The organism is Fulvivirga sp. AWR4_260, assembly GCF_056158185.1.
The window spans coordinates 1,436,697-1,455,369 of record NZ_JBSWSU010000015.1 but is presented as its reverse complement, the minus strand read 5'-3'; the positions used below and the strand labels follow the sequence as shown (position 1 = coordinate 1,455,369).

Below are 18,673 nucleotides of genomic sequence, written 5' to 3'. Positions count from 1 at the left end.
ATGAAAATCCTTTTATTAGGTTATGGCAAGATGGGAAAAGCTATAGAAGCTATTGCCATCAAAAAAGGCCACGAAATCGTAGGCACAATTAACGAAGATAATCTTGCAGACTTAGAAGATTATAACGAAAGTAACACCGATGTTGCCATAGAGTTTAGCCAGCCCAAAGCGGCATTCGACAATCTATCCTACTGCCTTAATAACGGCATCCCGGTGCTTTCTGGCACTACAGGATGGTTAAATGACAAACCAGAGATAGAAAAAATCTGTGAAGAAAATAACGGTACTTTCTTCTATGCTTCTAACTACAGCATTGGTGTCAATATCTTTTTTAAGATTAATGAATACTTGGCTGAAATTATGCAAGATTTTGACGAGTATGACATTCAAATAGATGAGACTCATCACACCGAGAAGAAAGACTCTCCTAGTGGCACTGCTATAAGCATTGCTGAAGGCATAATAGATAATAACGAAAGAAAGGTCTCTTGGGTAAACGAGCCCTCAGAAAACAAAAATGAGCTCGTTATCAATTCATACAGAAAAGATAAAGTACCTGGAACACACATTGTAAAATACAACTCTCCTATCGATTCTATAGAGATGACACACACCGCACATTCTCGTGAGGGCTTTGCTTTAGGAGCTGTATTAGTTGCAGAATGGTTAGTAGATAAAAAAGGTGTTTTATCTATGGATGACTTTTTACCGCTATAAAACAATTAATAACCCGCCTAAGAGTTATTAAATAATTAAAGAAGGAAACAATGAATTGGAAATTCTGGCAAAAGAAAAAAGAAGATAAAAAACCCAAATCAAAGACAAGAGAATGGGTAGATGCCGTATTATTTGCGGTTATTGCTGCCACACTAATTAGGTGGTTATTAATGGAAGCATTTACTATACCTACTCCATCTATGGAGAAATCCTTGTTAGTGGGTGATTTCCTTTTTGTTAGTAAATTCCATTATGGTACCAGAACTCCTGCTACACCATTACAGGTGCCTTTAACTCACCAAAAAATTTGGGGTACCAATATTCCTTCTTACTTAGATTGGATTCAATTGCCTCAATACCGTTTACCTGGTTTTACAGATGTAAAAAGAGGTGATGTGGTGGTATTCAACGTTCCTCCGGTATACCTCAACGATAATATAGATTATCCTATTGACCTAAAAACAGACTACATTAAAAGATGTGTAGCCACTCCTGGAGATGTTTTAAAGGTAGAAAACAAGCAGGTAATCATAAACGATGTACCTATGGAAAATCCTGAAGACATGCAATACTCTTATTTGGTATATACCAAAGATGGACTTAGCAAAAGGGTTATGGATGAGTACAACCTATATGATGCTGAAAAAGTAAACAGCGAAGGCAATATTTACTTTATGTTCTTAACACTAGATCAAGTAAAACAGTTAAAATCATTGTCTTTCGTTGTAGATGTGAAAGAAGCCTCAAGAAACGGATACAAAAAATTTAAGCCTTACGAAAAAGGTGAATGGGATGAAGGAATCTTCCCTAATGACCAAGAACTTTTCCCTTGGAATGGAGATTGGTACGGACCTTTAACCATACCAGCCAAAGGTGCTACTATTGAAATCAATAGAAAAAATCTTCTTACTTATGGTGACGTAATTACCAAGTATGATCATAACGATGATGCTCAAATAGTAGGAGATAAACTATTAATAGATGGCAAAGAGGTGACCAGTTACACCTTTAATCAAGATTATTATTTCATGATGGGAGATAACAGGCATAACTCTTTAGATTCTCGCTATTGGGGTTTTGTACCAGAAGATCACGTAGTAGGTAAAGGTTTCTTTATTTGGCTATCATTAGATCCTCATAGAAGTTTCTTAGACAAGGTAAGATGGAACAGGTTCTTTAAACCTATAGAATAAAAACAAAAGGCTGCTAAAATTTAGCAGCCTTTTTTATTACCATTTAATTTCACTTTCACCTCGTGAAGTAAGATATTCATTCACCTTTTTAAAGTGATTATTACCAAAAAAGCCTCTATGTGCTGCAAATGGTGATGGGTGAGCAGAAGATAAAACCAAATGCTTAGCATTATCAATTACTGCACCTTTCTTTTGAGCATATGCTCCCCATAACAGAAAAGCCACTCCCTCCTTCTCCTCTGACACTTTTTTAATAACTGCATCAGTAAACTCTTCCCAACCTTTATTTTGATGTGAGCCTGCATCAGACGCCCTCACAGTTAATGTAGCATTGAGAAGCAACACACCCTGATCTGCCCATCTTTCCAAATTACCCGATTCCGGTATTGGCGTACCATACTCCTCTTGAATCTCTTTAAAAATATTGACTAGTGAAGGAGGCTTTCTAATGCCATCTCTTACTGAAAAGCACAACCCATTGGCTTGATTTGGCCCATGATAAGGATCTTGACCTATAATAACCACCTTCGTATGTTCAAAACTACAATGATCGAAAGCATTGAAAATTTCCTTTCCCGGAGGATAGACAGTCTGCGTTTTATATTCAGTCTTCACAAACTCAACCAAACTCCTAAAATAGGACTTATCAAATTCATCCGATAACCTCTCTTTCCAAGAAGGTGCAATATTGACATCCATATTTTTCAATTATTTTTTTTTAAGATTTAAATTTAAAACTTCTTATATTTCATATTCGTATTATAATTAGAAATTTGCAGTTATGATGGTTACGGAAATCACAAAGGGTATAAAAGTTACTGTAGAGACAGAGTATCAGCCTGATTATTCTAGTCCTAGCCAGTATCACTATGTATTTACATACAGAGTAACTATTGAAAACCAGAGCGATAACACCATCCAACTGCTAAGTAGGCATTGGAATATTTATGATGCGGGCTACACCTTTAGGGAAGTAGAAGGAGAAGGTGTAGTAGGTCAGCAACCAATATTAGAGCCTACACAATACCACCAATACGTATCTGGATGCAATTTAAAATCTGGCGTGGGTAAAATGGGCGGCACTTATTTAATGGAGCGCATTGTAGACGGGCACCGATTTGAAGTAGTAATACCCGAATTTCATATGGTGGCACCATTCAAACTCAACTAAGGTTGGCGAGCAATAAACTACACCAGTTAAGGCAATATTTAAATTATTGGTTATATGCATTAGGGAGACATTCGCTACAGAGCCCATTTGTATTTGATATTTATGAGCATATCCACTCCCCTCTTATACATTCAGAATCATTTGATAACATTGAACAGTTAAGACAGGCTTTAGCAAGTAGCTCAAAAACTATTGAAGTGGATGACTTTGGAGCTGGAAGCCAAATATCTAGCAGTAGAATAAAAAAAATTAGTCAACTGGCTACTACAGGTAGTACACCTAAGAAAAACCACATACTACTGAGAAAATTAGCAGAATACCTCAATGCAAAATCTATATTAGAATTGGGCACCTCTCTGGGGCTTTCTACTGCGCACTTGGCCACAAGCCATAGTAAGGTAGAAAAAGTATACTCATTTGAAGGAGCTTCAACTTTAGCGCATTTGGCAAAAGACAACTTTCAAATGCTAGATATTAAAAATATTGAGGTTATAGAAGGCAATATTGATGTCACGCTGCCAGCAGCCATCAGTAAAGGAAATATAAAAAGTATAGACCTTGCGTATTTAGACGCTAACCATACTTATGAAGCTACAGTGCAGTACTTTAATCAACTATTATCTATAACTCATAAACATACATGCATAGTTATAGATGACATTCATTGGTCAAAAGATATGACCGCAGCCTGGCAGCAAATCCTTTCTTCGCCTCATGTATCAATAAGTATGGACTTATATCAACTCGGCATTGTATTTCTCAACCCCGAGTTAACTAAGCAACATTATATGCTAGAATATTAGCTTTTATCTTTAGAAATAACCCAAAAGGCATGGATAATTCCGGGAACTAACGCTAAACATGTAAGTATTAGATTAATCCAAAACTTAGCTGAAAACACTCCAAACTTTAACGCCACTGCTACAGGAGGAAAAAACAGGGCTAATAGAATCATTATAATAGACATATACTTAAATATTTTTTTGCGACCACAATATAAATATCTATTAAGTTTTATTAAACATACTTGCCGTTATTTAGTTACTTTTTGTGTATAAACTGTAATATGACTTAACGATTTGCTGAGAAAATGAAAATCAAACATAAAGGACTTATCTACACGCTCTCTACTCTCATAGTTCTGTTAGTAATACTACCCAATATCATTAATAAAAGAGAGCGCAAGACCTTTAACCATGACATCCACCTTCAGCAAGCCGTCAAAAAGTATAATAAGAAAGCATTATCTGATAGTATAACCATAGCCTTATCTACCTTCTATGACCGAGGCAGCCTTGTCAAATCTATTTTTGGCTCCCATTATAGAGATGTGTGGGCTACAGAAATTACGCTACCAGTAATTGATTTAAACAAAATCCATGGAGGATTAAAATTCATAAAGCTAGGAGGAGGTGGTCAAACCATTAGTGCCGATTTAGAATCTCACAATAAAAAATCATATACGATGCGATCGGTCAATAAAGACCAAGCCCGAAGCCTACCCTACTGGCTTCAACTAACGGCAGCTCGCCCTATGTTTAGAGATCAAGCTTGTGCACTAAATCCATACGGAGCTCTCATTGCTAATCAATTTGAAGAAGCTTGCGATATACTTCATACTTCACCCAACCTATACTTTGTACCGTTTGATTCATCGATGAATATTATGCTTCAAGCAAATATGTCTGGCAGGCCCGTACTGCTAGAAGAAGAGCCTGATGAGAGCTGGGAGCACCACTCAGTATTTGGCAACGCAGACAAAATACTGGACACCGATGAATTACTGCCCATGTTAGAAAAAGAGCATATAGAGATCAATGTAAAAAAATACCTACAATGCAGGTTGTTAGATATGCTGATGAGCGACTGGGATAGACATGAGAAACAATGGGCATGGGCTATTAACATTGATAGGACAGGGAGAAAAGTAGCATCGCCCATTCCTATGGATAGAGACATGGCTTTTTACATGTTCAATGATGGTTTGTTGAATCAGGTGACGCTATTAATCAATAATAAATTCCAATCTTACACCGAGCATTTTGAAGACGTTAGCGGACTGATAAAAAATTCAAAAACTTTAGACTTAAAGATATTAGGAAAAGTAAAACAAGAAGTGTTTATAAGTAAAGCAGAAGAACTCCAAAGTATACTTACAGATGAGATTATCAACAGTGCGTTTCAAGTATATCCGCAACCAATATTTGAAAAATACGGCACAAAGCACATTAATATTTTTAAAAGTAGGTTAAAACAGTTACCCGAGGTAGCAGACCAATTTTATCTGTTACTTAATGAAGAGATTGAATGAAAAATTAGCTCAGGTACGATGCTTTTTCCCACCAATAGGCCTTAACTGCTCCTATAATTTCTACAAGTTCAGAATATTTTGATGGTTTAGTAAAATAAGTATTCACACCATTTTTATAAGATGTTCTAATATCTTCTTCACTACTAGAGGTAGAAAATACTATAATAGGAATATGCTTAAACCTTTCACTTTGTTTAATTTCCTTTAAAGCCTGGCGACCATCTTTACGAGGCATATTGAGGTCTAAAAAAACCATAGTAGGTGTTTGGGCTTCATTCTCAAGGCGCTCCATTAACTCCTCTCCATCAGCAACAAACACTAGACTTTCACTATCAATGGCATTCTCATTAAGAGCGTCTTCTATTAAAAGACGATCGTCTTCGTCATCTTCTGCAATGATTATTGAAGTAATTTTTACCATTCTCAGATTAGTTTGCTACCTTGCCAACATTTTCAAAAACTTAAATGCATAATTGCTGGATAATAATCCCGCAATATATTAAATTGTATATATTATTACAACATTAATAATAATTTTTTATTATTAATTCTCTTATATAATGATGAAGAAGAAGAGTAGATTTCAACCTGAGCGTATAACAATGCTCCGAGAATTACTACAGATGTCGCAAGTAAAGTTTGCCGAGAAGATACATATTTCTCAAGGTGCTTTATCGCAAATAGAAAGTGGAAAGTCACAAATTTCGCTTGATACTTTGCGCAGTCTAAGTACTGAATTAAACGTAAATTGTAACTGGATAGTGAATGGCGCAGGAGAAATATTTCAAGAAGAAGAGGAATATGTAAATATCCAGCCTAAAAAGGTATATATAGAGCTAAAGAGTAACGATAAGAATCTTATACCTTTTATTAAAGAAGAGGCTCATGCTGGCTATATAGATAAGCATTCTGACCCTGATTATATTAAAACACTTGATGCCTATTTGATACCTGGTTATCAAAATGGGAACTATCGCCTTTTTGAAATAGAAGGTGAAAGCATGGTACCTACTATCTTTCCGCGAGAACTTGTAATTTGTAAGCACGTAGAAGAAATAGAAAACATCGAAAATGGCACCCTATGCGTAGTAATTACCTCTGATGGTATAGTGGCTAAACGTGTTTATTACTATGAAAACGATAAGCAATTACTGATATTAAAAAGTGATAACAGTAAGTACAAGACTTTCAGCATCCAGAGTAAGAAAATTATGGAGATTTGGAAAATTGAAGCCAAAATCACCAATGTATTTGTGGAGTCTGGATTAGTGGATGCCAAAAGAATAGAAAAGCTTGAAAATAATTTAGAGACGTTGCGAAGAGAAGTACGTAAACTTAACGACAACAAATAACTACAAGTTTGTTGAATTTAATTCTCTACTTTTTCATTATCACGGGGTTATTTCCTTTTCTATTGCCAAAAATATAATGGTATAGTTTTTTCATAATTGACACTGACACCAATAATGAAATGACTATGACAAAAAATCATGGCCCATCAATTAAAAATGATGAGCAATACGAAGAGCTGCGCAAACAGGGCATGAGCAAAGAAAAAGCTGCAAGAATAGCCAACACAGAAGATGCAGGAAAAAAGGGTGGCAAAAGTAAGCCCTACGAAGAGCGTACTAAGAAAGAGCTCCTTAATAAGGCAAAAGATGTGGGTATAGAAGGGCGAAGTAAAATGAATAAAAAAGAACTTATTGACTCACTAAGAAATAATTGATACATAATATAAAAGAGGAAAGGCAGTTTAAAACTGCCTTTCCTCTTTTATAACAGTTTCTTTTACATGCTTAAATTTTCTAATTAAAAGCCAGCGTTAAAGTTGCTCCATAATTATGAGTACCTACAGTAGGTACAACATACCATGTCACTTTATTATTGCCCACGGCTCTATCTTCTTTAAAATGATGAGTAAGATAAGCAATATTAGATGAAAGTATTCCAACTGCTGCTCCTACTAAAACATCAGAGAGCCAATGTCTATTATTCAATATGCGATACACCCCTGTGGCAGTAGCTACAGAGTAAGCTCCTATAGAAAACCACACACTTTTATACCCCAGTTCTTTACTCATAAATGCAGCGCCTAAAAAAGCTTGCGTAGTATGCATGGAAGGAAATGATGCAGAACTACTACCGTCAGGGCGCCTCACCTTCGTTATCGCTTTAAGGGGATAAGTAATGGCCAAGGCGATAATATTTGATTTTAGAAAGACTAAGGTTTTGTCTTTGAAGTTATGCCTACTTTTTACACCTAAAACATCTAGTCCATATACAGTAGCAGGAGGAATATATCTCATCACATCATCGAGATGTGATGAGAAATTAGGAAAGTTATTATCTACAATAGTTTTGGCATCATGCCGATTGAAAATGGCATTAGTCTCGGCTGCATATAAGCCCATAAGCGTCAAACCTATAGGCACTCCGGCCGTTTTCACAAACGTGGTTTGATGCCACCTCTTACCTTCTCCAGCATCAACTGAATCGGGCTGTTGAGCAAAACCTGCAAAATAGATGAAGCTAAAAATACACGTCAGTATTTTCAACCTCATTTAATATAAACAGTTTTTATATTTACAAATTCTTTGATACCAAAAGGCCCCAGTTCACGTCCGTATCCACTTTGGTTAATCCCTCCAAAAGGCAATCTTGGGTCAGATTTCACTAAAGAATTAACAAAACAACAGCCTGCTTGCAGCTGTTCTTCAGCTATCTTTTCTCCTCTTTCAATATCCTTAGTAAAAACTGCTGCACCTAAACCAAATGAGGTAGAATTAGCTATTTTAATTGCATCCTCTTCATCTTTAGCTTCAATTATTGCAGCTACAGGGCCAAACAACTCATCATGATAAGCAGGTGCATCCTTAGGCACATCAGTAAGCACAGTTGGTGGGTAAAACGCACCATCACGCTCAGGAATCTCACCACCTAGTACACATTTTGCTCCAGCCAAAACACTTTTCTGTACCTGCTCATGCAATTCATCTCTAAGGTCTTTTCGAGCCATAGGGCCTATATCTGTCTTTTCTGACTCAGGGTCTCCCATAACTTTGGCTTTCATTTTTTCAACTACTAGCTTTTCAAACTCATCTTTCACCTCAGCGACCACAATAAAACGCTTAGCAGCAATACAACTCTGACCTGCATTAATCAACCTACTGTTTACACAAGTTTCAGCTGCAAGTGCTATATCAGCATCTTCTAAAACTACATAAGGGTCACTCCCTCCTAATTCTAGAACGGTCTTTTTCAACTCTTCACCTGCTTTAGAGGCTACGGCCTTTCCTGCAGGTGTACTTCCTGTAAGAGTTACCGCCTTAACATGCGAGTTTTCTATTACATTGTTGATTTCACCAGAGCCGATAAGCAAGCTTTTAAAAATATTATCAGGGAAGCCCGCTTCTCTAAATATCTCTTCTATAGCTTGAGAACACCCAGGCACATTAGAGGCATGCTTTAAAATACCCGCATTACCGGCCATTATAGCGGGTGCGGCAAAGCGCAATACTTGCCAAAATGGAAAATTCCAAGGCATTACAGCGAGTACAATTCCTATTGGCTGAAAGGACACAAAACTTTTAGATGCATCTGTTTTAACCATTTCTGGTTGAAGAAAACCTTCTGCATTTTGGGCATAATATTCACACACCCATGCACATTTCTCTGCTTCTGAAATACCATCAGCAAGGGTCTTGCCCATCTCCTCCATCATCAGCCTGCCCCACTTTTCTTTGTCCCTTTTTAGGATCTCAGCTGCTTGCATCATCAAGGCAGCACGCTCTTTAAATGAAGTTTTGCGCCATTCTAGCCATTCTGCCTGTACTTGATCTATAATTTCATCTACCTGATGGGAAGAAAGCTCTTCATAAGATTTCACCTCTTCTCCACTGGCAGGATTTATAACTAGCATACTCATATCTATAGTTACTTTTATTTTATAAAAAAGTTACCTGTACGGATACAAATGTTATGCCTGCCAGCAATAAATTGATTAAGACATAAAAGAATGAATAGGGAAAATTATACGAAAAATAGTCCCTTTTCCAACTTCACTGTCTACTGTTATTTTAGCTCCATGGCTATTAATAATATTTTGTGTAGAAGTAAGTCCTAATCCCATACCGCCTTTTTTACCTGTAAAGAAAGGATCAAAAAGCTTCTTTATTTCTTGCTGAGGTATACCCTTTCCGTTATCTGCTATACAAGTAACTACTGAATTCTCAGTTTGTACTGTGTCAATTTTTAATATACCCTTATCAACTTCCATGGCCTCTATAGCATTAATAATGATATTGAGAAAAGCCGTTTTCAGTTGTTCTTTATCATAAGATACCTTGGGTAGATTTTCTTCTAATTTTTTAACGAGTCTGATACCTCTAAGTTTAACCCTATCAGCAGTAATGGCTAATGTTTCTTCCACCACAGCATTAATATCACCTACTTCAGGATTCAACTGCTTAGGCTTAGAGCTTTTTAACATCTCTGTTATCAACTGTTCTATTCTATCAGCATTACGCCTGATAATATCGAAATATAAGCCGGTATCTGTTTCTTCCTCATCCACCTCATCTCTCAGTTGCTCTAGGGCCAAATTAAGGTTAGTAAGAGGGTTTCTAACTTCGTGAGCCATACTTCTGGCTATTTGCCCTGTCATGGCCAACTTCTCAGCTACTAACAGGTCTTCTTCGGCTCTTTTTCTTAGCGTTAAGTCATGTATAATCCCTTGATAACCATACAACTCTCCATGATCATCATTAAGTGCAATACCATTTACCAAACACTCAATTTTAACACCATCACTTCGTACCAAGGTGATTTCAAAATCTTTAACCTGACCATTCTTGGCCAGCATTTCATAGAAATAATGGTAGGTTTCTTCGTCATCAAATAGGTCTTTTATAGACTTATGTAAGATGTCGTTTTTAGAAAAACCCAGCAATTTTTCCATACTTTGATTAACATCAATGAACAGGTGTTCTTTGTTAATCATATAAATAGAGTCTACAGATCTTTCAAACAAAGACCTGTATTTCTCTTCTTTAACGTTTAATTCTTTTATAGACTGAGAATGGTTGATCGCATACCGAATGCTTCTACTTAATGTATTTCCGTTGATTTCACTTTTAACTAAGTAGTCAGAAGCTCCTAGGCGCATGGCCTTGTAATCAATTTCTCTGTCTCCTTTACCTGTTAAAAGAATTAACGGAATCTGACACCCTTTTGAACGAACGGTCTTTATAAAATCTAGCCCATTCTTCTCCCCTAATCGATAGTCTACCAGACAAATATTATACTTATCTGCACACACTTCTTCGAGAGCTTTATCATAATCGGGTTGCCAATCTATTTCAAAATTAGTTAGGCTTTTAAGTTCATCTAAATAATCCCTAACTAAAATAAAATCGTCTTCATCATCGTCAATTAAAAATACATTAATGACGCTGCTCTTATGCTCAACCATTTGTCTTAATACTTTTGTTCTGAATTTTTAGGTAATTCAACAATACCAAACCAATAATCACCAATACGTCTTGTAACCTCTACCAGTTCATCAAAAGTTACAGGCTTAGAAATAAATGAGTTAACCCCTAGGTCATAACTTCTCACAATATCTTCCTCTGCCTTACTTGTGGTTAAAATAATTACAGGAATACGCCTTAAGTCAGCATCACTTTTAATGTGCTTTAAGGCTTCTCTGCCATCCATCCTTGGCATGTTCAGGTCTAACAAAATCAAACCTGGTCTTGGTGCAGCAGTATACTTACCACGTTGGTATAAAAAGTCTAACAACTCTTCTCCATCTTCCACAAAATGAAGATCATTAGCCAACCTGTTTTCTGTTAAGGCCTCTTTGGCCAACATTCTATCATCCGGATCGTCATCCGCCATTAAAATGGTAATTGCTTTTGCTACTTCAGCCATTTATATATCGCTTTTTAGAGGTAATAAAATTGTAAATGTAGTCCCTTTGCCGACTTCACTGGTGGCTTTTATGGCTCCATTATGATTTTGAGCCACTTTTTGACATATCGCCAAACCAATACCTGTGCCCTGAAACTCATTTCTGCCATGTAATCTCTCAAAGATATTGAAAATTCGTTCAGCATACTTCTGATCGAAACCTATACCATTATCAGTAATCTTTAATTCGAGAAATTGTTTAGTCAAATCACCATTAATATTGAAAAAACTTTTTGCTTTGGCACCATCCACTACACCGGCTTTAATTTTTATAAGCGGATTTCTATCTTCAGGAGTAAACTTTATAGCATTGCTAATCAAGTTTTGGAATAGCTGTCTTAACTGCACCGCATCACCGTCTAGCGTTGGCAGCGTATCTATTTCAAACTGAGTATCTGTTTCTGCAATTCGCGTTTCCAAATCGCCAGTTACTTCTGTTAATAATTTATTTAAGTCTATGGGGTGGAATGGCTCCAAATTACGGGCTACTCTGGAATACTTCAGCAAGTCATCTATAAGCGCTTGCATACGTGCAGCCGCCCCTTGCATACGTGCTATGTAATCCACGCCTCTTTCATCAAGAGCCTCTTCGTATTTGGTTACTAGTCTATCTCCAAAGGCTCGTATCTTCCTTAGTGGCTCTTGCAAATCGTGCGAAGCTACATAGGCAAATTGCTCTAGATTTTTATTAGATTTTACCAGCTCATCATTTTTAAGAAGTATATCTGCTTCAAATGATTTTTGCTGTGTAATATCTTGTATAGTACCATACAAGGTATCGTTATCTCCATCTGTATCTAACGAGAAGGTAGCCAAAGTTCTGATGTGCTTTATAGTACCCTCTTTGGTCAGTGTTCTATAAACTATATCAAAACCTGTTCTATTTTGAATAGCCGTTGATATTTTGTTTTCTACTGATTCTCGGTCTTCTGGGTGAATAGCATGAAAGAAACTTTCTCTTGTAGGATTATAATTGTGAGACTGCTCATAAATTCTATAAACTCCTCGAGACCATTTAATGCTATTCTTAGGAATGTACCACTCCCAGCTCCCCATATTGGCTATATCTTCGGCACTAGCCAAAATTTTATTTGTTATCTCTATATCATCTTGGGTTCTTTTCTTAATCAAAAGAGCACCAATGGATGATGATATTTGCTGTATTGTTCTTAATAAACCTTCAAAATCGGCTATTCGCTGCTTAGAAAAGAATAAGGCGGTTAATACCAACTCTTTATTAAATAAAATTGGCACTGCAAAAACCGTTGTCAATCCATAATCTAATGCTCTTGTAACATGCTTTAGCTGCTCAGAGGAAGCCGAATTAAGATCTTCTATATATTCCATCTGAAGGCTTTCCATCACACGGCCAACCATACCTTCACCTCTATTGATCAGTAATTCCTGATTTTCATCGTGAAGCTGAGCAAATTTATGCTCCGTGGCGTAGTAAATTTCAGAAAGATAAGATTGCCCTTCGTACGGTAACCATACTTCTGAATAATCCATTTCGAAGCGAGTACTTATCTGGTCAAAAACACTTGTTACCGCTTCGTCAAAGTTATTTGAATTAGCAATAGTTAAGTTCAACTGACTAGTAAAAGCCCTTTCATTATCAGCTTCTTTTATCTCAGAAATGTCTCTTCCTTCAAATATAATAAGCTTCACATGATCACCTTCCTTAATAGGTTTGAGGGAGAAATCTATAGTGGTTACTTCCGAATTTTGATTATAAAACTCACTTTCATATCTCACAAACTCACCTTGGGCGGCACGTTCTATTGCTAAGCGCAGATCTTTCTGCACATCATTAGACTTAGACCACCAAGGCCAATCCCACAACACTGAACCTTTTATATCAGCGCTTTCAACTCCTCCATAATCTAAAATAGTTCGGTTAGCTTCTAGCACCACTCCATTAGCATCTAACAAGCTAATGAACTGGAATGTACCATTAAATATAGCCTCGAACTTCTGAGTACTTTCTTCTATAATTTTACCGGTCTGCCGCTTTTCCGTAGTGTCTACCAAGGTCATTACAATACCATCTTCCAGCTTTACCACATTCACATCAAGGTAAACATCAGCCATATTATCTTTATAATGAGCCTCTAAATTTTGCGATATACCAGAGTTTGTAACTTCTACATAGTCATCATAATGCCCAGTCTCCTTGGTATTAGGGAATGCTGTAGTCAGTAATTTACCTTCTATTTCAGACAGTGGTCTTTTGAAAATGGTTTCAACGGTTTTATTACCTAAAATCAATTGAAAATCTACTATTTCATCATTTTGCCGAACGGCCTCCATGAATAAGATACCATTTGGAGAACTATCTAACACCCTGCGCAGAGATTCCTTGGCTCTCATTTTCTCATTGACCTCATTGCTTATTTGCATAAGGTTTTGTTCTAGCTCTTGCTCTGCTACAATTTTTATGCGCAGTGTTTTATAGAGCTGAGTAAATAAGTACGCCACAGCAATAACAGCTGAAATGAACCCCATAAAAATCAATAATGGAGTTATGGTATTAGAATAATCTTGCCGGTTAGTTCTTCGTATTAATGCCTGCCACTCGGTATCAGCAATACGGTCTACCAACCCTCGGATTTCATCCATATTGTCATTACCACTCTTGAGGTATTTATTCTCTACCTCTTCAAAGCGATCTTTGTCTTGCATATCATAAATGATAGCCTCTATAATATCATATTGTTTTTTGACCAGTATACGAAGCGTATCCAGTCTTAATTGTTGCACCTGGTAGTTACGTGTTAAGCTATCTACATAATCCAGCTTAGAAAGCGCTATCCATTTACTATTGTAGTATGGTTCAAGGTAGGTAGAATCATTCGTTAACTGATAACCCCGATGAGCAGATTCCGCATCTTTAACTTCGGATATCACTTTTTCTAATTCTCGCATAACAATATTGGTACGAGAAACAGAAGCGGCATCATCAATCATATTATTTAAACTGCGGTAAGCTACGTAAGAGATAATAAGCAAAATAGCTGCTACTACTCCGAATATGATCCTAAATGATTTAATGGATTTCATAGGTTAATAAGCACTATGTGAGCGCTAAAAATAAGTTAAGTAACAAGTTGTGTAAAGTGAATTTATAGTTTGGGTATTATTAAATCATTCGATAAATATTTATCAAACAAAAAATAGGACCTGCTAGCTTCTTCGTACTAAAGTCCTTGATATAGTATAAATGCTTGTGAAGTATATTTGTTCAAAATACTTCGCAAGTATTAAAATATTTATATTATGAGCAATAACTTAAATGTTAATATCATATGCTTTCAACTTATTATAAAGTGTTTTTCTATCGATATTAAGCACTTCTGCTGCCTTGGTTTTATTATAACCAGTTTTTTCCAAAACGCTAATAATGGCATTTCTTTCAGCATTTTCTGAAACTGACTTCAGGTTGGTCACATCTGCTGGCTGACTATCATTACTGGTGAGTGAAGCAGACAAATAATCAGGTGAAATTATTTCAGAAGGAAGACATTCGATACTTATCTTATCGGTCTGGCAAAGTAATACTGCTCGCTTAATCACATTTTGTAATTCGCGTAAGTTACCGTGCCAATAGTAATTCTTTAACTTCTCCTCCACCTCATCTTCAAAACCATCAATTTCCTTCTCTAGCTGAGCATTGGCTAAGTCAAGAAAATGTCTACTAAAAATAAGTATATCTTGTTTTCTCTCTCTTAATGGAGATAGTTCTATTCTAAATTCGTTTAATCTATGGTATAAATCCTCTCTAAATTTACCATTTCTAACTGCTTCTTTTAGGTCTTCGTTAGTAGCGGCAATTACCCTTACATCAATATTTAAATCTTTCACCCCTCCTAACCTTCTAATTTTCCTCTCTTGCAGCACCCTCAAAAGTTTTATCTGATTTTCATAAGAAAGGTTTCCTATTTCATCGAGGAACAGCGTACCACCATTGGCAATCTCAAAACTACCCAACTTATCAGCCAAAGCACCTGTAAAAGCGCCTTTCATGTGTCCAAAAAGCTCACTGCCGGCAAGTTCTTTTGGAAGAGCACCACAATCTATGGCCACAAAAGGCTGGTCGCTACGCTTACTTTTATTATGGATTTCGTTAGCCACAAACTCTTTACCGGTACCTGTTTCTCCAGTAATAATCACTGACATATCTGTAGGGGCTATTAGAGATATATGCTTGTGTACTATCTCGGCTTGGCTACTTTTACCCGAAACAAAAGCCTTTTTGGAACCAGTTTTCTTCTTCTTACCTCCACTCTTTGCAGATTGCACCTGCTCGTTCTGTTCTTTCTTTTGTTTGATAGCTTCTTTTACTGTAACCAAAATCTCATCGGGATATAATGGTTTGGTTACATAATCATAAGCCCCGTGTTTTAATGTTTGTACAGCTATGCGCACATCAGAATACCCCGTTATGATAATAACAGCAGTTTCTGGGTTAATGATTTTTATCTTTCTTAAAATACTAATCCCGTCTTCATCAGGCAGACGATAATCACTGATGACCAGATCGAACGTTTTTCTTTTTAGAATTCTGATACCTTCTTCACCAGTATTGACATGCTCTACTTCATAATTCTTTTTTGTAAGGAATCTATTCAGTAGCAAACAAATGTCATTATCATCATCTATTATTAATATTTTCTCCATTGGGCTGATATAAATTACGCTGTTTAAAATTTAGTTAGATGCATCCGACACATTGAGTTCTCCCAGTGCATCTAAAATCATCTTTTTGTTAAAGGGCTTAGGAATAAAAAAGTTAGCACCTTCGGATATAGCCCTTTGCCTTTCAATATTGCTATCATAGGCGCTAATAATTATGATTTTGGCATCAGGGTTTTCCGCTTTTATTTTAGGAATAAGATGAAACCCCAAACCATCAGGAAGGTTGAGATCTAGGAACACTACATCATAAGTGTCTCCTTTGATTTTCCTGAGTCCATCGTTTACACTATGTGCATAGGTAGTATAAAACCCAAGCTTTTTCAACATACCTGATAACAGCAAGCATATCTCAACTTCATCGTCCACAACTAAAATCTGCTCTTTCATTAAATTCTCTTCTTTTGATTAACTAAGCCTCACTACCCTTTTCTATGTATTCGTCTAAATTCACTTTCTTGAAAATTACTCTGGTAAGGAAATAAACAGAACTTAGGAACACTACAAATGCTAACAGAATTGAGAGGAACATGTTCAAAATTATCATAAGACTTAAAACTTTGGGTAATCAATGGCGAAACTGAAAATTTTGTACCAATTCAGTCTTAAGTCTCTAAATAGCGTAATAGCAAGGCTATTGGTTGACAAATTTATAAAACAAAAAAGTAGGGTGTGTAATTTTTTACACAATAAAGAGGCATAATATTCTCAGTAGGAGATGCAGCTACATGAATTAAGACTTATAAAATTTCAAATCCGTATATGGCACGTCATTTTCTATATAGTTAATTAAACTAAAATTAATTTATCAACTATGAGTAATTTACTATATATAATTGCAGTAATATTAATAATCGGGTGGTTATTAGGTGTGTTTGTTTACAGTGTGGGAGCATTGATACATATCCTATTAGTTTTCGCAGTTATTGCCATTCTGTTTAGGTTAATTAGCGGCCGCAGATTATAAATATTACTAAAGAACTGAAATAAAGCCCATGAAATATTACGATCTTGCTTTTGAAGAATACACTGATGACATTCTTCCCAGACGTTTGGAAATGCTAAAATCATTAAAAAAACATGCGTTTCCTGTTAAAAAGCTGTTTGGTAAAGGCCAAGGAGAAAAAAATATAATCAAAAAATTAGGCCGTGTATCTGATTTCAAAGGGCTTTATGCCTTCATACAAAATGAAGAAATTATTTATGTAGGCACTTCTGAAAAGGTAATTAACAGACTTAGCTATCAAATAAAAGGCTACACTAAGTACCAGGCGCATTTGGCCTGGGAAATAGCCAAAGCTCATGAATTATACACCAATAAGAAGAATCAAACGCCTAACTTAAAAAAGGCGAAGAATATAATTATGAACATGGATGTAATTTTCCTTGAAATAACCTCTCCTATAGAGAGGCATTTAATGGAAATTTATACCTGTATGAAGTTTGACTGTCGTTTCAACTTCATAGATAACAAACACTAATTACAATACCATTTGTATCTTTTCTTTAGCTTCCTCTAATTCTTCCTCATTTGCAGGATCTTCTAAAGTCTCATATTTAGGCTTATCAGGGGTATAAGCTAAAGAGATGTACATAGGGTAATGATCAGAACCTATCTTTGGCAACCTCTTTATATCTATTAGTTTAAAATCAGGGGTATGAAAAACATGATCTAAAGGCCATCTTAAAAATGGTATTTTAGCATGAAAGGTATTAAAGAATCCTCTTCCTTTTCTAGGATCTAGCAACCTACTTATACGCTGAAAAATACGGGTACTGCGAGACCATGCTACATCATTAAGGTCACCAGCCACTATTACTGGCCCTTTTACTTTTTCTACTTCTTGTGCTACAAGGTATAGCTCTGCATCTCTTTCAGTAGATCTATAATTTTCCGTAGGACTAGGTGGCTTAGGATGAATTCCATATAGTTTAATGCTTTCGCCATTACGTAAAGTCACATAGGTGTGGATGGAGGGTATATCTTCTTCCACAAGAAACTTCACCTCAGAACCTGACAACTTAAGTTTGGAATACATTAAAATACCGTAAGTATTATCTAATGGATATTTAATGCGGTATGGATAATTTTCCTCAATACTTTTTACTCCTTGCTCCCACTTCTGGTCTGTTTCTACCATAATTATCAAATCTGGCTGTACTTTATTAATAAGGTCTACGCAGTTTTGATATTCTCTATTATACATGTAAACATTACTCATCATAATGCTAATGTCATTACCTTTAACCTCTGACAGCACCTTATGAGACTCTTTGGGCGCTAACCAAGTATACGGAAACACTATTATAGTTTCGTAAACTGTAGCAATGGTGAGTGCTGCAAGTAAAATAAACTGCCAAATTTCTGTAAATGAAGAATAATAAATTAATCCGGCAATTGATATAAAGCCAAAACCTACAAATTGGGCCTGAGGAAAATCAAAAAAACGAATCCACCAGGCATCCTTTTTAATTAATTTAACTACTGTGGCTACAATAGTAATTATAGCTAGTGCAATAAATGTTACTTCCAAAATCTCAATATTTTAATGTAGCAATAAATCTACAGCAGTAATGCAAACAAAGTGCCAATGCAGATAAATACTGCTCTTTTTAAAT

Annotated in this window: 20 protein-coding genes; 9 read left to right on the top strand and 11 right to left on the bottom strand. The window is 36.1% G+C overall.

Annotated features, from left to right (window positions below; genetic code table 11):
- Together dapB and lepB are read left to right on the top strand one after the other, a co-directional pair.
- Positions 1-717 (top strand): 4-hydroxy-tetrahydrodipicolinate reductase, encoded by a 717-nt coding sequence (gene dapB, locus ACXACQ_RS12720; RefSeq protein ID WP_474976324.1) that lies wholly within the window; start codon positions 1-3, stop codon positions 715-717.
- Positions 718-767: 50 nt separating this feature from the next.
- Positions 768-1,910, top strand: coding sequence for a signal peptidase I (gene lepB / locus ACXACQ_RS12715; RefSeq protein WP_474976323.1), 1,143 nt, complete (start codon positions 768-770; stop codon positions 1,908-1,910).
- Positions 1,911-1,946: 36 nt separating this feature from the next.
- Here the strand turns inward: lepB and ung are convergent, their stop codons facing one another.
- Positions 1,947-2,609: a uracil-DNA glycosylase gene (ung, locus tag ACXACQ_RS12710; RefSeq protein ID WP_474976322.1), complete on the bottom strand. Its 663-nt coding sequence runs from the start codon at positions 2,607-2,609 to the stop codon at positions 1,947-1,949.
- A gap of 85 nt (positions 2,610-2,694) precedes the next feature.
- On the opposite strand from ung, the gene apaG reads away from it, so the two are divergent.
- Together apaG and ACXACQ_RS12700 are read left to right on the top strand one after the other, a co-directional pair.
- On the top strand, positions 2,695-3,081 hold the full coding sequence (gene apaG / locus ACXACQ_RS12705) for a Co2+/Mg2+ efflux protein ApaG (RefSeq protein WP_474978478.1): 387 nt from the start codon (positions 2,695-2,697) through the stop codon (positions 3,079-3,081).
- A gap of 2 nt (positions 3,082-3,083) precedes the next feature.
- Positions 3,084-3,884 carry an O-methyltransferase gene (locus tag ACXACQ_RS12700; protein WP_474976321.1) on the top strand — a complete coding sequence of 267 codons (801 nt, stop codon included), beginning with the start codon at positions 3,084-3,086 and terminating at the stop codon, positions 3,882-3,884.
- Here ACXACQ_RS12700 and ACXACQ_RS12695 read toward each other — a convergent pair.
- Positions 3,881-4,036: a YqaE/Pmp3 family membrane protein gene (locus tag ACXACQ_RS12695; protein WP_474978477.1), complete on the bottom strand. Its 156-nt coding sequence runs from the start codon at positions 4,034-4,036 to the stop codon at positions 3,881-3,883. The two genes, ACXACQ_RS12700 and ACXACQ_RS12695, sit on opposite strands and share 4 nt — an antisense overlap.
- Positions 4,037-4,171: 135 nt before the next feature.
- Between ACXACQ_RS12695 and ACXACQ_RS12690 the strand changes: the two genes are divergently transcribed.
- Positions 4,172-5,392, top strand: a complete 1,221-nt coding sequence (locus tag ACXACQ_RS12690) for a hypothetical protein (protein ID WP_474976320.1) — start codon at positions 4,172-4,174, stop codon at positions 5,390-5,392.
- Between the two features lie 4 nt (positions 5,393-5,396).
- Here the strand turns inward: ACXACQ_RS12690 and ACXACQ_RS12685 are convergent, their stop codons facing one another.
- Positions 5,397-5,813 (bottom strand): response regulator, encoded by a 417-nt coding sequence (locus ACXACQ_RS12685; RefSeq protein ID WP_474976319.1) that lies wholly within the window; start codon positions 5,811-5,813, stop codon positions 5,397-5,399.
- Between the two features lie 139 nt (positions 5,814-5,952).
- Here ACXACQ_RS12685 and ACXACQ_RS12680 point away from each other — a divergent pair, with 139 nt between their 5' ends.
- A complete protein-coding gene (locus tag ACXACQ_RS12680) occupies positions 5,953-6,744 on the top strand; it encodes an XRE family transcriptional regulator (RefSeq protein ID WP_474976318.1) in 792 nt (263 codons plus the stop codon).
- A 125-nt stretch (positions 6,745-6,869) separates the two neighbouring features.
- The gene (locus tag ACXACQ_RS12675) at positions 6,870-7,118 is read left to right on the top strand and encodes a DUF7218 family protein (RefSeq protein WP_474976317.1); all 249 of its coding nucleotides are present in this window, start codon (positions 6,870-6,872) and stop codon (positions 7,116-7,118) included.
- Between the two features lie 79 nt (positions 7,119-7,197).
- Here ACXACQ_RS12675 and ACXACQ_RS12670 read toward each other — a convergent pair whose 3' ends face one another.
- The 7 genes from ACXACQ_RS12670 to ACXACQ_RS12640 all read right to left on the bottom strand — a co-directional run bounded on the left by ACXACQ_RS12670 (position 7,198) and on the right by ACXACQ_RS12640 (position 16,444).
- The gene (locus ACXACQ_RS12670; RefSeq protein ID WP_474976316.1) at positions 7,198-7,953 is read right to left on the bottom strand and encodes a phosphatase PAP2 family protein; all 756 of its coding nucleotides are present in this window, start codon (positions 7,951-7,953) and stop codon (positions 7,198-7,200) included.
- Positions 7,950-9,317, bottom strand: coding sequence for an NAD-dependent succinate-semialdehyde dehydrogenase (locus tag ACXACQ_RS12665; protein WP_474976315.1), 1,368 nt, complete (start codon positions 9,315-9,317; stop codon positions 7,950-7,952). Before ACXACQ_RS12665 ends, ACXACQ_RS12670 begins: the two co-directional genes overlap by 4 nt.
- Before the next feature lie 75 nt (positions 9,318-9,392).
- Complete coding sequence (locus ACXACQ_RS12660; RefSeq protein ID WP_474976314.1) at positions 9,393-10,862, bottom strand: two-component system sensor histidine kinase NtrB; 1,470 nt, start codon at positions 10,860-10,862, stop codon at positions 9,393-9,395.
- 5 nt (positions 10,863-10,867) lie between these two features.
- Entirely contained in the window at positions 10,868-11,323 is a 456-nt protein-coding gene (locus ACXACQ_RS12655) for a response regulator (protein ID WP_474976313.1), read from the bottom strand.
- Positions 11,324-14,422, bottom strand: a complete 3,099-nt coding sequence (locus tag ACXACQ_RS12650; protein WP_474976312.1) for an ATP-binding protein — start codon at positions 14,420-14,422, stop codon at positions 11,324-11,326.
- A 228-nt stretch (positions 14,423-14,650) separates the two neighbouring features.
- Positions 14,651-16,039, bottom strand: coding sequence for a sigma-54-dependent transcriptional regulator (locus ACXACQ_RS12645; RefSeq protein ID WP_474976311.1), 1,389 nt, complete (start codon positions 16,037-16,039; stop codon positions 14,651-14,653).
- A gap of 30 nt (positions 16,040-16,069) precedes the next feature.
- A complete protein-coding gene (locus tag ACXACQ_RS12640) occupies positions 16,070-16,444 on the bottom strand; it encodes a response regulator (RefSeq protein ID WP_474976310.1) in 375 nt (124 codons plus the stop codon).
- A 424-nt stretch (positions 16,445-16,868) separates the two neighbouring features.
- Between ACXACQ_RS12640 and ACXACQ_RS12635 the strand changes: the two genes are divergently transcribed.
- Both ACXACQ_RS12635 and ACXACQ_RS12630 read left to right on the top strand, forming a co-directional pair.
- Positions 16,869-17,021 (top strand): lmo0937 family membrane protein, encoded by a 153-nt coding sequence (locus tag ACXACQ_RS12635; RefSeq protein ID WP_474976309.1) that lies wholly within the window; start codon positions 16,869-16,871, stop codon positions 17,019-17,021.
- 28 nt (positions 17,022-17,049) lie between these two features.
- Positions 17,050-17,535 carry a hypothetical protein gene (locus ACXACQ_RS12630; protein ID WP_474976308.1) on the top strand — a complete coding sequence of 162 codons (486 nt, stop codon included), beginning with the start codon at positions 17,050-17,052 and terminating at the stop codon, positions 17,533-17,535.
- Here ACXACQ_RS12630 and ACXACQ_RS12625 read toward each other — a convergent pair whose 3' ends face one another.
- Positions 17,536-18,588: an endonuclease/exonuclease/phosphatase family protein gene (locus tag ACXACQ_RS12625; protein ID WP_474976307.1), complete on the bottom strand. Its 1,053-nt coding sequence runs from the start codon at positions 18,586-18,588 to the stop codon at positions 17,536-17,538. It lies immediately after the preceding gene.
- Positions 18,589-18,673: the final 85 nt, after the last annotated feature.